This is a genomic window from Gilliamella sp. M0320 (assembly GCF_016101635.1).
Taxonomy (GTDB): Bacteria; Pseudomonadota; Gammaproteobacteria; order Enterobacterales; family Orbaceae; genus Gilliamella; species Gilliamella apis.
This window is the reverse complement of record NZ_JACFQD010000007.1, coordinates 17674-30408: the sequence shown is the minus strand read 5'-3', so window position 1 is coordinate 30408 and position 12735 is coordinate 17674. Positions and strand designations below refer to the sequence as shown.

At 32.9% G+C, this 12735-nt stretch carries 13 protein-coding genes; 4 read left to right on the top strand and 9 right to left on the bottom strand.

Annotation, left to right across the window (positions count from 1 at the left end):
- Positions 1–183 precede the first annotated feature (183 nt).
- On the bottom strand, positions 184–1140 hold the full coding sequence (locus H3T83_RS09345; protein WP_198198776.1) for a carbohydrate kinase family protein: 957 nt from the start codon (positions 1138–1140) through the stop codon (positions 184–186).
- 360 nt (positions 1141–1500) lie between these two features.
- Positions 1501–3264 carry a 30S ribosomal protein S12 methylthiotransferase accessory factor YcaO gene (ycaO, locus tag H3T83_RS09340; RefSeq protein ID WP_198215617.1) on the bottom strand — a complete coding sequence of 588 codons (1764 nt, stop codon included), beginning with the start codon at positions 3262–3264 and terminating at the stop codon, positions 1501–1503.
- 124 nt (positions 3265–3388) lie between these two features.
- Here ycaO and H3T83_RS09335 point away from each other — a divergent pair, with 124 nt between their 5' ends.
- Positions 3389–3715 (top strand): DUF4282 domain-containing protein, encoded by a 327-nt coding sequence (locus tag H3T83_RS09335; RefSeq protein WP_065613220.1) that lies wholly within the window; start codon positions 3389–3391, stop codon positions 3713–3715.
- An 83-nt stretch (positions 3716–3798) separates the two neighbouring features.
- Here H3T83_RS09335 and tsaD read toward each other — a convergent pair whose 3' ends face one another.
- From tsaD to coaE, 4 genes are read right to left on the bottom strand one after another with little or no spacing between them, the layout of a single operon-like run.
- Positions 3799–4827 carry a tRNA (adenosine(37)-N6)-threonylcarbamoyltransferase complex transferase subunit TsaD gene (gene tsaD / locus H3T83_RS09330; protein ID WP_065613221.1) on the bottom strand — a complete coding sequence of 343 codons (1029 nt, stop codon included), beginning with the start codon at positions 4825–4827 and terminating at the stop codon, positions 3799–3801.
- Entirely contained in the window at positions 4827–5045 is a 219-nt protein-coding gene (gene yacG / locus H3T83_RS09325; protein ID WP_198215616.1) for a DNA gyrase inhibitor YacG, read from the bottom strand. Before yacG ends, tsaD begins: the two co-directional genes overlap by 1 nt.
- A gap of 24 nt (positions 5046–5069) precedes the next feature.
- A complete protein-coding gene (gene zapD, locus H3T83_RS09320; protein ID WP_065651882.1) occupies positions 5070–5807 on the bottom strand; it encodes a cell division protein ZapD in 738 nt (245 codons plus the stop codon).
- On the bottom strand, positions 5800–6414 hold the full coding sequence (gene coaE / locus H3T83_RS09315) for a dephospho-CoA kinase (RefSeq protein WP_198215615.1): 615 nt from the start codon (positions 6412–6414) through the stop codon (positions 5800–5802). Before coaE ends, zapD begins: the two co-directional genes overlap by 8 nt.
- 327 nt (positions 6415–6741) lie before the next feature.
- Between coaE and lexA the strand changes: the two genes are divergently transcribed.
- Positions 6742–7368 carry a transcriptional repressor LexA gene (gene lexA, locus H3T83_RS09310; protein WP_065651880.1) on the top strand — a complete coding sequence of 209 codons (627 nt, stop codon included), beginning with the start codon at positions 6742–6744 and terminating at the stop codon, positions 7366–7368.
- Between the two features lie 50 nt (positions 7369–7418).
- Positions 7419–7793 carry a hypothetical protein gene (locus H3T83_RS09305; protein WP_198215614.1) on the top strand — a complete coding sequence of 125 codons (375 nt, stop codon included), beginning with the start codon at positions 7419–7421 and terminating at the stop codon, positions 7791–7793.
- 48 nt (positions 7794–7841) lie between these two features.
- On the opposite strand, the gene hisM is transcribed toward H3T83_RS09305, so the two are convergent.
- From hisM to H3T83_RS09290, 3 genes are read right to left on the bottom strand one after another with little or no spacing between them, the layout of a single operon-like run.
- Positions 7842–8564 carry a histidine ABC transporter permease HisM gene (gene hisM / locus H3T83_RS09300; protein ID WP_198215613.1) on the bottom strand — a complete coding sequence of 241 codons (723 nt, stop codon included), beginning with the start codon at positions 8562–8564 and terminating at the stop codon, positions 7842–7844.
- Between the two features lie 12 nt (positions 8565–8576).
- Positions 8577–9260, bottom strand: a complete 684-nt coding sequence (locus H3T83_RS09295) for an ABC transporter permease (RefSeq protein ID WP_198215612.1) — start codon at positions 9258–9260, stop codon at positions 8577–8579.
- Positions 9261–9263: 3 nt separating this feature from the next.
- On the bottom strand, positions 9264–10052 hold the full coding sequence (locus H3T83_RS09290) for a lysine/arginine/ornithine ABC transporter substrate-binding protein (RefSeq protein WP_065579207.1): 789 nt from the start codon (positions 10050–10052) through the stop codon (positions 9264–9266).
- Between the two features lie 290 nt (positions 10053–10342).
- Here H3T83_RS09290 and yccS point away from each other — a divergent pair, with 290 nt between their 5' ends.
- Complete coding sequence (gene yccS, locus H3T83_RS09285) at positions 10343–12487, top strand: YccS family putative transporter (protein WP_370528030.1); 2145 nt, start codon at positions 10343–10345, stop codon at positions 12485–12487.
- Positions 12488–12735 lie beyond the last annotated feature (248 nt).

The window sequence follows — 12735 nt, the reverse complement described above, 5'->3', positions numbered from 1 at the left end:
GTCTTATGAGAAAACGCTTTGCTTAAAGCTTGTAAACGTAATTGAATGAGCATAATTGATTAAAAATCCTATTAGAAAGCAGAAAATTTGTGGTACTTAAAAATATTTAGAAAAGTAATTTTTAGAGATTCAAGAAATCGCTCAAATAAAACAATTTTGATGATTAATGATTTTAGTAATAGATCAAAAAAAGTATTTAAAATCCTTAATAAGATCTTTACCTGCTTGATTAATATCAACCAAGTTAGGCATTGCACTACGCCCTCTTTTCTGTTTGTTGGCTGCTACTATGGCTAGATTGGCAAACAAAATTGTTTTCTCTAATGGCCAACCATAACTAATACCGTAAGCAAAAGCCCCCTGAAAAATATCATTTTCAGTAATGTCATCAACAGCTTGTTTGTTAAAGCCAGAAATTGTCACTACTTGTTGATGATCAAGATATACGCAATCTTTTTTATTCATACGAATAATAATTTTACCGTTAGTTAAATTGCGTAATTTTTTCAATGCACTTTTAATCTCATCGCTACCATGGAAAGCTTTTAATTTGACAAAAGCACTAGCAAATTGTTCTGTTACAATTAGATAATCAGCTTGTTGAGCTAAGTACAAACTATTAGCCGACAGGTTATCTACATTCATAATCATTTTGACTTTGGGTAAATGCTCGATTAGGTACTCACTCAATTCTGCTTCATAGCCATCAGCTAACATAACTATATCATTTTTGTTTTCGCTTACAGTTTGTACAAAGTGAGCTAATTTATTTTTTTCTGCTATTGTCAATTTAGGTGGCTGTAGCAAGCGATGTGATATAATTGTATAGCTATTATTTTGCTCATCAACAGTGATAGCTTCTAATGGTGTGACCATTTTCTCTGAAAAGATAAATTGCCGCGTATTAACGCCAATATTAGCAAGCTCTGTCTCAATTTGATTACCATGATTATCATTGTTGAGATGGCCAATATGATATATATCTTCACCCCATAGTGCTAATAAATATGCTGTATTAGCACATGATCCTCCGCCAGAATAAATAACATTATCGGAAGTAATTGAACCATTCAGTTCCAAACCAGATGAGGTAAAACACAATAGATCTAAACAAGCAAAACCAACGGTAAGTATTGTCATCATTTATCCTTAATAAATTATGTAATTTAAAAAAAACAAATATTGAAAATAATTTAACTAAACGATTTTGAACGTAATTGTGCTATTGATTACCACTAATTAAGAGAGAAAAAAGCAATAAGGGAAGTAATCTTACTGCTTTCATATAATACAACAATGCCAACAAAAATCTTTTGGATATGTAAATCTAACTTTTGATAACTTAATCAAATAACTGATCTAATTAAGAATCGATAATATAATATTCTATTTAGCCCCATTTGATAAGTATTAATTAAAATTTATTTTATAAAAACTATTGCAACCATCAGTAATAACTATTAATAGTTAGTTTTTTCTGATGATTAATAAAAATTTTTGTTACATAATTTGATGTAATTTGTGATATACCTCTAAAAGCTTTTTGTGCATGGTAAATAGATCCATTAAACTATCACTATCTGAAACAGAGTGTTCTAAATCCGTTAGTCCAAAAAATTGTTTTTTTGCTGTTGCATAAAGCCACATTTCTGCTACACAGGAACTACCATACATTTTATTAAAAGCAGGTTGATAATCATCAAATTGGTTTGCGCCACGCTCAATAATGAAATTAACTAAAGTTTGCAAACAACGATAAGCGTGATTGCGTTCTACACTAAAGATAGACTCATTCATTTCAATCGTCCAATCTATCCATAATTTAGCTTGCGGTAAATCCTCTGCCGCTAACGCCAGCATAGCTTTTAATTCGCCAATTCTCAATGTTAACCATGCATTATCTTTACCTGTTGCAATACCAAGTAATTCACGAACTCGAGCAAAATCATCTATACCTTCTTCATCAAACAGTTCAATAATGTCGAGTAGTTGCTTGTTAGTACGTTTTTGATATGGTAGTGACAAAATCAAATCACGAAGATGAATCACCATATTGTTATTAGCAATTAACAGATCCTCTGGTGGATAGATTTCTGACATGCCAACGGCTAAAATTCGACAAGCATAAACCCCAAGATGCTGATAATCCATTATTAACACTTCTATTTGATGACGCTCAAAAATCGCCATCAAGTTGGCAAATTCCTGCTCGGTTGTACCAGAAAAATCCCAATCAACAAACTCATAATCCGATTTTTGATTAAAAAGATCCCAAGAAATTAAGCCACTTGAATCAATAAAATGCGTTTCTAAATTACTAAGATCTGCTACATCATCATTATCAAAACTTGGCGGTGAAAACACATCAAGATCTTTAAGACTTCGACCTTGTAGTAATTCAGTCACTGTTCGTTCAAGTGCTACACCAAAATTAGGATGAGCACCGAATGAAGCATAACATGTACCATTTTGAGGGTTAAATAGCACAACACAAATCACTGGAAATTCACCAGCTAATGATGCATCAAAACAATAAATAGGGAAACCTTCCTTTTCAAGCGTTTCGATTGCTGCTAATACGGCTGGATAACGATTAATTACTGTTTCGGGAATAGTTGGCAGACTAATAGCTTCAGCAATAATTTTATTTTTGGTATAACGTTCAAATATTTCGGATAAAGCTTGTACTCGCGCTTCATTTTGTGTGTTGCCTGCTGACATTCCATTTGATGCATATAAGTTAGCAATTAAGTTCACTGGTACATAAATGGTTTTGCCATCTGATTGTTGTACAAATGGCAGAGCACAAATACCCCTTTCACTATTACTAGACTGTAAATCAATTAGATCTGTTGCCGTTAATTCGTGTTCAGGATCATAAAAATTAAGTAACTTTTGCGATAATAAACCTTTGGGTAAACTATTATCATCAGGAATTGCAAACCATTTTTCCGATGGATAATGAACAAATTCACCATTAGCGACTTTATCACCTAAATAAAAATCAGAAAAAAAGTAGTTAGTTGAAAGTCTCTCAAAATATTCACCTAAAGCAGAAGCTAGCGCCGCTTTTTTACTCGAGCCTTTGCCATTAGCAAAACATAAAGGACATTTTATATTTTGAATATGTACCGACCAAACATTGGGCACGGGGTTAAGCCAAGAGGCTTCATTAACAGCTAAATCATATTTATCTAATTGTTGTTGAAAATAGTTAATGGAATCTTCAAGTGCTGCATCTTTACCCGGAATAAATGTTTTCATATTAAAATTTTAAAAACCTTTTTAAAAATAACGTTGCTTTATTGATTTATTTGGTATTAAATGTATCGTTTTTTTGACCAAAGTCAAAGCAATAAAATAAATAAAACTTAATTAAGGAAATAAAATGAAAAAAATAATAGATACCAGTGGACTTTCTTTTAAAGACTTTTTCTTTTTTGACAAAATGTTCACGCCTAAAATTATTACTGTAATTTATTGGATAAGTTTAATTCTTATCGCATTTTCAGGTCTAGTTATCATCTTCTCAAGTTTTCTAATTATTCGTTATAGTTTTGGCTCAGCACTACTAGGTATAATAACCGGCATTATAACCATCGTTGGTGGTGCTTTATTTACCCGCATCGGATACGAAATAATTTGTGTTCTATTCAACATTAACCGAAATATCGAAAAACTAGCTTTAAATAAATCAACTGACGATAATCAATAAGTCTTATATTAAGAAAAAAGTGGGGAATTTACCCCACTATAAAAATCTGGTAATGCTCCATTGATAAATAATTAAATAGGACATTATTCTTTCGCGTTTAATTCACTTAATGGCCATCTTGGTTTAACCTCAATAGCTAGATCGGCAAATTGTGAGGCTTTAAGATGAATCATACCTGCATAGGCTATCATCGCACCATTATCAGTACAAAATTCTAATCGAGGATAATAAACTTGCCCTTTGCGTTGGGCCATAAGTGCAGCAAGTTGGCGACGTAAAGTTTTATTGGCACTCACTCCTCCGGCAATAACCAATCGATTAAAACCAGTTTGATCTAAAGCTCGACGTGACTTTATTAATAAAGTATCAACTAAAGCATCCTCAAAGGCCTTAGCTATATCTGCTCTGGTTTGTTCGTCAAGATCCTGAGCTTGGCTCTGTTGATAAATAGTATTTGCTGCAGCAGTTTTAAGCCCTGAAAAGCTAAAATCTAAACCAGGTCTATCAGTCATCGGTCGAGGAAAACGAAACCGTGTGGCATCGCCGAGTTCAGCTAATTTTGATAATTTCGCACCACCAGGATAGTCAAGTCCTAACAATTTAGCGGTTTTATCAAATGCTTCCCCTGCTGCATCATCAATTGATTCACCAAGTAATTGATATTTACCAACACCAGTTACTTTAATTAACTGAGTATGTCCTCCTGATACTAACAAAGCCACAAATGGAAACTCAGGGGGATTATCTTCTAGCATAGGGGCTAACAAGTGACCTTCCATATGATGAACCGCAACGGCTGGTACGTCCCACGCATATGCTAGTGAGCGTCCAATAGAGGCGCCAACCATTAAAGCACCAATCAAACCAGGGCCTGCGGTATAAGCAACACCATCAATATCACTGGCACACAAATTAGCCTCTTTTAGTGCAGCTTGTATCAATGGCACTGTTTTACGAATATGGTCACGTGAGGCCAATTCTGGCACAACTCCACCATAATCGGCGTGTAATTTTATTTGTGAATAGAGTTGATTAGCGATAAGCCCTTGCTTGTCATCATAAATGGCAATACCTGTTTCATCACACGATGTTTCAATACCTAAAATCTTCATTAATGTTTACTCACTAAATTGGAAAGATCATCTTCACTCCAAAGATCTTGTTCACTTAGTTCTTTATCAGCAATGCTATGTTCTTCAGTTGCCCAATCACCTAAGTCAATTAATTGACAACGTTTACTACAAAAAGGTCGGTATAAACTTTTTTCAGACCATTCAACATCTTTTTGACAGGTAGGACACTTTACAATAGTAACAGTATTTTTATTCATTTAAACACTCTTAAAGTAATAGGGCTAACAACATGCAAGTTCAAATTCAATTGCATCAATATTACTATTATCGCCAGCATAAAGGGGTAAAAAACGAATGCTATAACGAGACATGTGACCGGAAACTTGAGGGTAAACATTTTTCTCGAAAGCAACACGAATTCGAATCAAATTCACATCACCATTAGTCTCTTGAAAAAAATTATTAGTACAAGTAAAAGTTTTAAATTCACCTAGTTGCCTAATAAACTGTAAACATGCTTTTAACGTTTCATCAAGTATTGCAATATGCTGAAGCCATTTATCAACTTGCATATTACGTTTTTCTTGCGGTTGATTTAACCACAAATGGAAGGATGGTAAATCAAAACTACAACATCCACCTGGAATCATCAAACGCTGACGAATTGCCATGATAAATCGATCATCTTTTAACGGTTGTCCCAAACGTAAACTTGAGTTAAATTTAGTTAAAAACAGTTCATACTTGTTAATCATTTCGCCAAGCAATTCTTTATCAACACCGTCAATATCAATCCAAGAAAGTAATTTTTGTTTTTGAGCTTCAATCTCTTTAATCAAATCCCCTTTTACATCATTTCGTTCAATAATCTCGAGTAATTCTGATAAAGCATGAAAAAACAATAAAGCATTATTTTTCTCGAAATGATGGTGTGTATTTAATTGATTAAGTAAAAATTCAAGCCGTAACCAAGTACGCATTTTTTCATTTAATGGATGTTCAAAAACAATGTTATTCATAGCTATTCTTAACTTTAGAGTTATGCAAATATTTTTTATTTAAATCATATACTTGCATTGTTAATGACACCAAATTACCGTCATTAATAATAATATCATCTGCAAATGCTAAACGATCGCTTAATGAAACTTGTGAATCAATCATTCTCTTTGCTAAAGACTCACTTATTTTATCACGATCAATTAAGCGCTCTAGTTGTAACGCCTCTGGAGTATCAATTATTAACACCCGATCAGCTAGTTGGTGTAGATTATTTTCAATTAATAATGGTACCACCCAAATTATATAAGGAGCTGTTTGTTTTGCAATCTGTTGTTGAGTTTCTTGTGCAATAATCGGGTGCAATAAGTTGTTTAACCATAACCGTTCATGTTCATTATTAAAAATAATTTCTCTTAATTGACTTCGATCTAACTCACCATTTTCTAACAAGATCTCTTGGCTAAAATGTTTTACAATTTGCGTCAATGCAGATGATCCTACAGCAACAACTTGCCGAGCAATTACATCAGCGTCAATAATTGGTACACCTAATTGTGCAAATAGATTAGCAATGGTACTTTTACCACTGGCAATGCCACCACTAAGTGCAACAACATAAGACATACATTAGTTCCAATAAATAATCATTTCGAAAATAATTATATCATACAACTATTAAACAGAATACATGCCAATAAATTACTAAACTAGCCATTAAATTTACGCTAAGTATTACTTTGTTAGTTAGCCAGATAGATTGTTTGTAGCATAAAATTGTTTTTTTAAATAGTTTTATGAAAATTTTCAATACTATTATGTGATTTAGATCGAAAATCTAACTTTAGTTACCATTTTTATCCATTATTCATAAAAAAAATAGATAAAACAGTTGTTTTGTTTTTTTAGCTGTATATAATCACATATATCTGTATATAAAAACAGGAATTCGCTATGAGACCATTAACCGAACGCCAACAACAAATTTATGATTTAATTAAAGAAAATATTCAAACCACTGGAATGCCTCCAACGCGAGCAGAAATTGCCCAAAAATTAGGCTTTCGTTCAGCTAACGCAGCAGAAGAACATCTTAAAGCCTTAGCTAAAAAAGGTGCTATTGAAATGATTGCCGGTTCATCACGAGGAATTCGTTTATTATTAGAACAACCTGATGACACTAATGAACTTGAAGGTCTACCACTCATTGGTAAGGTCGCAGCTGGATCACCAATTCTAGCGCAAGAACATATCGAAAGTCATTATCAAGTATCACCAAGTTTATTTAAACCTCAAGCCGATTTTTTATTAAGAGTTGAAGGGATGTCAATGAAAGATATTGGTATTTTAGATGGTGATTTGCTTGCTGTTCACAAAACTCAAAATGTTAAAAATGGTCAAGTTGTTGTTGCGCGAATCGATGATGAAGTAACAGTTAAAAGATTATCGCAAAAAGGTCGTCACGTAAAATTGTTAGCTGAAAATGCTGAATTTGCCCCAATTGATGTCGACTTAGAACAACAAAGTTTTGCTATTGAAGGAATTGCTGTTGGTATTATTCGTAATGGTTCATGGATGTAAATTCAAAGATAGTATAAAATACTAAGTACTGTTGCTTAGGAGTTAACCATATGTGGCTATTTTGGTTGTACGAATCATTGGGATTTGTTGGCGTAATACTATTAATTTTTGCTTATTGCCATTTCAGTAAAAAAGGTTTTTGGTCTTTCTTATGGCGTAATTTGAAATGGGTAGCATGGGCGGTTGTGGGCGTTTGGTTGTTAATTGCTATACTTTGCCGAGGCGATTTATATAATGCAGCACGTTGTTATTTCCGTGGCGAAAGTATGCATGCAAATACCAAATACTCAATCTTTTGGAGTGAATGTCAAATCGAAACAACAAATGGCAGTTATTTACCTATTGATCGTACTCGTGCGTTACCAGGTTCAAAAGATCATGACAGCAATGATAATGGAATTCCTACTGATAATTTAATTAATTAATTTTATTCATATATCTTCAGGCAATATTGAATATTGCCTGTTACTATTTTAACAAGTCTTTAAACCACCAACATGTATATAAAACAAGTAATGTTTTTCAAGTTGTCTAAAACCAAAAATTAAAACAAAACTCACACATAAATAGATCACCGCCGCAATACCAAAAGCATGAAAAGGTTGATAAGTTTCAGCATAAATATCACGCGCAATTTTCATCACATCTTGAACCGTCACCGTAAAAGCTAAAGCTGTCGAATGCAACATAAAAATGACTTCATTACTATAAGCAGGTAATGCAATTCGAAAGGCTCTAGGTAAAATAATGTATCGATATAATTGGCAACGATTAAAACCAAGTGCCGTAGCAGCTTCAATTTCACCATTAGGAACGTTGCGAATAGCACCCGCAAAAACCTCTGTAGTATAAGCACAAGTATTTAAAGCAAAAGCTAAAATAGTACAATTTAACCCACTTTGAAAAAAATCATTTAAAGATTGATGTTGATTAACAAAACTTAATGTGTATATACCTGTGTAGATAATTAATAACTGTACATACAATGGCGTACCACGAAAAACATAAGTAAATAGCCAAATAGGCCATTTTATAAAAAAATGTTTTGAATTACGGCCAACCGCTAACACTAATGCAAATAATCCACCTAAAGATACAGATAAAATCAAGATCCACAAGGTCATTGCTAATCCAGTAATATGATAGCCATCTGACCATAATAGTGCTTTCCAATAATCTTGAAGGATTTCTAACATAACATTGCTCGTTTATAATTTAGCTTTAGTAATTCCGGTGGAATAATGCTTTTCAAGCCACCATAGAATAATATTTGAAATAGAGGTGAAAAATAGATAAAAAGCGCCAGCTATGAGTGCAAAAAATAGCGGTTGATATGTTGCTTCACCAGCTGTTTTAGTGGCTTTCACAAGGTCAAACAATCCCAATAACGATACTAATGCTGTGGCTTTTAAAATCACTAACCAATTATTAGCAATGCCAGGTAAAGCAAAACGCATCATTAATGGGAACCTGACATATATAAAGGTGTGGCATTTATTCATACCTAATGCAGTTGCAGCGTCAATTAATGTTTTGGGAACAGCTTGAAATGCACCGCGAAATGTCTCAGTAAAATAGGCACCATAAATAAAACCTAACGTAATAATACCTGCCACAAATGGATCAATTTCCAGCATATCTACATCAAAAAAATCGGTAATGTTATTTAATAAAAATTGAAGACCAAAAAAGATCAACATCATTAAAACCAAATCAGGCACACCGCGAATCAATGATGTATAAGCCTGACAAGCTAGTCGTAAAACTGACCTTTTTGATAATTTACCGAGTGCACAAATAACGCCAATAATAATGGCAAGAATTAGCGAAAAAATCGCTAATTCAATAGTGATCAAGGCACCTTGTAATATTAGAGAAAGATAACCTTGCATGAACTATTTTTTATTACTATAAACGTTAAAGTCAAAATATTTGTCATTTATTTTTTGATAGGTACCGTCATTTAAAATTTCAACTAGTGCTTTATTGAAAGCTTCACGCAGTTCATCATCTTTTTTACGGAATCCTAAACCAACGCCAACATCAAAATAGCCTTTATCGTTTAGAACTTCCCCGGCAAAAGCAAAATCTTTACCTTGCGGTTGTTTTAAAAACGCATAACTTCCCGTCACTTCATCTTGTAATGCCGCATCTAAACGACCAGCAACTAAATCTGAAAACACCTGCAATTGATTTTGATATGGTACAATGATTACTCCATTTGGACGCCATTTATCATTAACAAAATGTTCCTGCGAAGTACCTTGTTCTACCCCTACTCTTTTACCTTTTAAAGATTCAACTGTCGGTAATAAATCAGCACCTTGTTTAGTAATTAATCGCGAATTAGTAAGAAAAATTTCATCTGAAAAAGCAATCTGTTTTTTACGTTTCTCAGTCATCATTAATGACGATGAAATCATATCAATTTTACGCGACAATAAAGATGGAATTAAGGCATCAAAATCAGTCGATTGAAATTCACATTTAATATTAGCTTTTTCGCAAAGTGCTTTGGTAATTTCAATATTAAAACCAGTAATTTCACCATTTTTATCTATAAAATCAAATGGAGCATAAGATGTATCCGAACCAATTTTGATTGATTCTGGTAATTTAGCATCACTTAGACAAGCACAACTTAACAATGCTAACGCCGATACCACTTTAAATAAGTTCTTCATGATTTCATCCTGTAATGATTTTTAAAGGCATAATATAACGTTTTCTTAAATTTATTTATAATAAAAAAAAATTATTAGCCTATCTGATTTGCTTATGCCGTGATTATAATTACAGCCAGTTAAATTAACAGATAATATAAAATTACTTCTATTTTAAATAAGATAGATAGCTAAAACAGTAAACCACTAATTTAAATTAGCATCATCATTATACTTATTTGCTTTCGCTAATGATAACAATATAGTATTCTTAATATTATTATGAAAACTCAACTCAAACACTAAACAACGTGCATTCATTTATCCTATCCTTACGCAAAGTTTTTTATAGCAGTAATTTACTGTTTAGTATTCGTATGCTGGTTAGTTTGACTGGATCTACTCTAGTACCATGGTACTTTGATTCTGTACCATTAGTGATCCCTCTCACATTGGGCGTAGTCGCAGCAGGTTTGACTGAGATAGATACTCGCTTATTAAGTCGTTGTATTAATATATTATTAACACTAATTTGTTTTGCAATTGCGACATTTTCGGTCGAATTTCTGTTCGATGCGCCACTATTGTTTATTATTGGCTTAGTTAGCTCAACGTTTCTATTTATTATGCTTGGTTCGTTAGGTCAACGGTATGGTGTTATTGCCTTTGGCTCATTACTAATTGCAGCTTATACCATGCTCGGGCATAATTTATTTGCTGATAATTACACTCTTCCTTGTTTTTTATTGTTAGGTGCACTTTGGTATAACCTTGTTTCACTAATTGAATCAATTGTGCAACCTATTCGCACTACACAACAAACTTTAGCCAATTGTTTTCTGAAATTAAGTTTTTATCTTGATGCAAAAGCCGCAATGTTCGATCCTGATGAAACCGATGGTTTTAAGCGACAAACTTTTGAGTTAACGACCTGTAATACTCAGGTTATTAATGTATTTAATGATGCGAAACGATCATTATTTAATCGACTTAAAGGTTTTCGTGGACAAACCTATATCAGAAAAATGCTCAGTTACTATTTTGTCGCTCAAGATATTCATGAGCGAGCAAGTTCATCACATGGCGATTATAAAGCGTTAAGTCACCATTTCAAACATAGCGATCTTTTATTTCGCTTTGCCAGAATTTTAAATTTACAAGCTAAAGCTTGTGCTAAATTAGCACTATCAATTAAGTTAAATCAAACTTACCAACATGATCCATTGTTCGCTCGCTATTTTACCTATCTTGAAGAAGCAATAGGTGAATATCAACAACAAACTAACGCTAATTTATTACTCATTAAATCGTTACAAAATTTATATCAAAATTTGCTCGCTATTGATTTATTATTAGCCCATATCGATACTGAGCAACATTTATCGAAAAGCCAAGAAGATAACCAGTTAATTGATGAAGAGCTTACCCGTTTTCATGATATTTTTGCCAAAATTAAGCAAAATTTAACCATCAAATCGCCACTATTTCGCCATGCCATTCGTATGAGTATTGTATTATTTGTTGGGTATATGGTGATATATTTTTCTAACCTTTCACATGGTTATTGGATTATTTTAACCAGCTTATTTGTTTGCCAACCAAACTATTCAACTACAAAATATCGCTTAAAATTACGCGTTTTTGGTACTATTTTAGGGATAATTGCCGGTATTCCTTTAACTTACTTGTTTCCAAGTATCGAAGCGCAACTAGTATTGATCATTATAACTGGTTGGTTATTTTTCCTATTCAAAAACTCACAATATGCTTATGCCACTGCCTTTATTACCTTATTAGTATTTTTCAGTTTTAGCTTAATCGGTGAAAGCAGTATCTCTGTTGCTATTTCACGCATTATAGCTACCTTAATTGGCTGTTTTATTGCTTGGTTTGCGGTAAGTTTTATCTGGCCAGATTGGAAGTTTAGGAATTTACCTAAATTACTAGATCGAGTCTGTCACGAAGATAGCCACTATTTAGCAGTAATAGGTAGTCAGTATGTCTTAGGTAAAACTAATGATCCCAAATACCGTGTCGCACGACGCGCAGCTCATGATAGTAATGCAGATTTATCCTCCTTAATCAGCTTAATGACTAAAGAGCCACACGTTAAACAAGATGTGATTGACCAAGGTTTTAGATTATTGACCCTTAATCACACCTTAATTAGTTATCTATCCACTTTGGGCGCACATCGCGATAAAAGTATTTCAGCGCATACTATGGAAATTTTTGATGATGTATCGGTTTATATAATTACTATGCTAAGTGACCAAAAAATCGATTCTGAATATCAACCATTGAAAAAAGTGGTTGCTGATTATATTGAATCACTATCAATTAATGATGACCAAAGCAATAATGATCTGCTGGTTATGCAGCAATTAGCCTTAATCTTAGATATTTTGCCAGAAATAATTTCTCTTATTTGTGAATTGAATAATAAGACTGCCTAATAGGATTGTTTTAAACAGTTATTATCTTTTGCAATGAAATAAACAACCTTATATTAATGCAATTTCTTCAATATAACTATTAAATCCGACAACTTGTAAAAAATATTGAGGAGTCTATACCATCATTAAATTATTTTTAAATGATTTTAAATAGTTACCTTTATAAGCCTCAATGTTATTGAGACTTATTATTAACTTTTACCCATGTTACTGGCGGTAACTTATACTCTAAACCAAATTCATTACGC

Coding starts and splice junctions, on each gene's coding strand:
- H3T83_RS09345 (WP_198198776.1), bottom strand. CDS start 1,140: ATGACAATACTTACCGTTGGTTTTGCTTGTTTAGATCTATTGTGTTTT.
- ycaO (WP_198215617.1), bottom strand. CDS start 3,264: ATGAAAACATTTATTCCGGGTAAAGATGCAGCACTTGAAGATTCCATT.
- H3T83_RS09335 (WP_065613220.1), top strand. CDS start 3,389: ATGAAAAAAATAATAGATACCAGTGGACTTTCTTTTAAAGACTTTTTC.
- tsaD (WP_065613221.1), bottom strand. CDS start 4,827: ATGAAGATTTTAGGTATTGAAACATCGTGTGATGAAACAGGTATTGCC.
- yacG (WP_198215616.1), bottom strand. CDS start 5,045: ATGAATAAAAATACTGTTACTATTGTAAAGTGTCCTACCTGTCAAAAA.
- zapD (WP_065651882.1), bottom strand. CDS start 5,807: ATGAATAACATTGTTTTTGAACATCCATTAAATGAAAAAATGCGTACT.
- coaE (WP_198215615.1), bottom strand. CDS start 6,414: ATGTCTTATGTTGTTGCACTTAGTGGTGGCATTGCCAGTGGTAAAAGT.
- lexA (WP_065651880.1), top strand. CDS start 6,742: ATGAGACCATTAACCGAACGCCAACAACAAATTTATGATTTAATTAAA.
- H3T83_RS09305 (WP_198215614.1), top strand. CDS start 7,419: ATGTGGCTATTTTGGTTGTACGAATCATTGGGATTTGTTGGCGTAATA.
- hisM (WP_198215613.1), bottom strand. CDS start 8,564: ATGTTAGAAATCCTTCAAGATTATTGGAAAGCACTATTATGGTCAGAT.
- H3T83_RS09295 (WP_198215612.1), bottom strand. CDS start 9,260: ATGCAAGGTTATCTTTCTCTAATATTACAAGGTGCCTTGATCACTATT.
- H3T83_RS09290 (WP_065579207.1), bottom strand. CDS start 10,052: ATGAAGAACTTATTTAAAGTGGTATCGGCGTTAGCATTGTTAAGTTGT.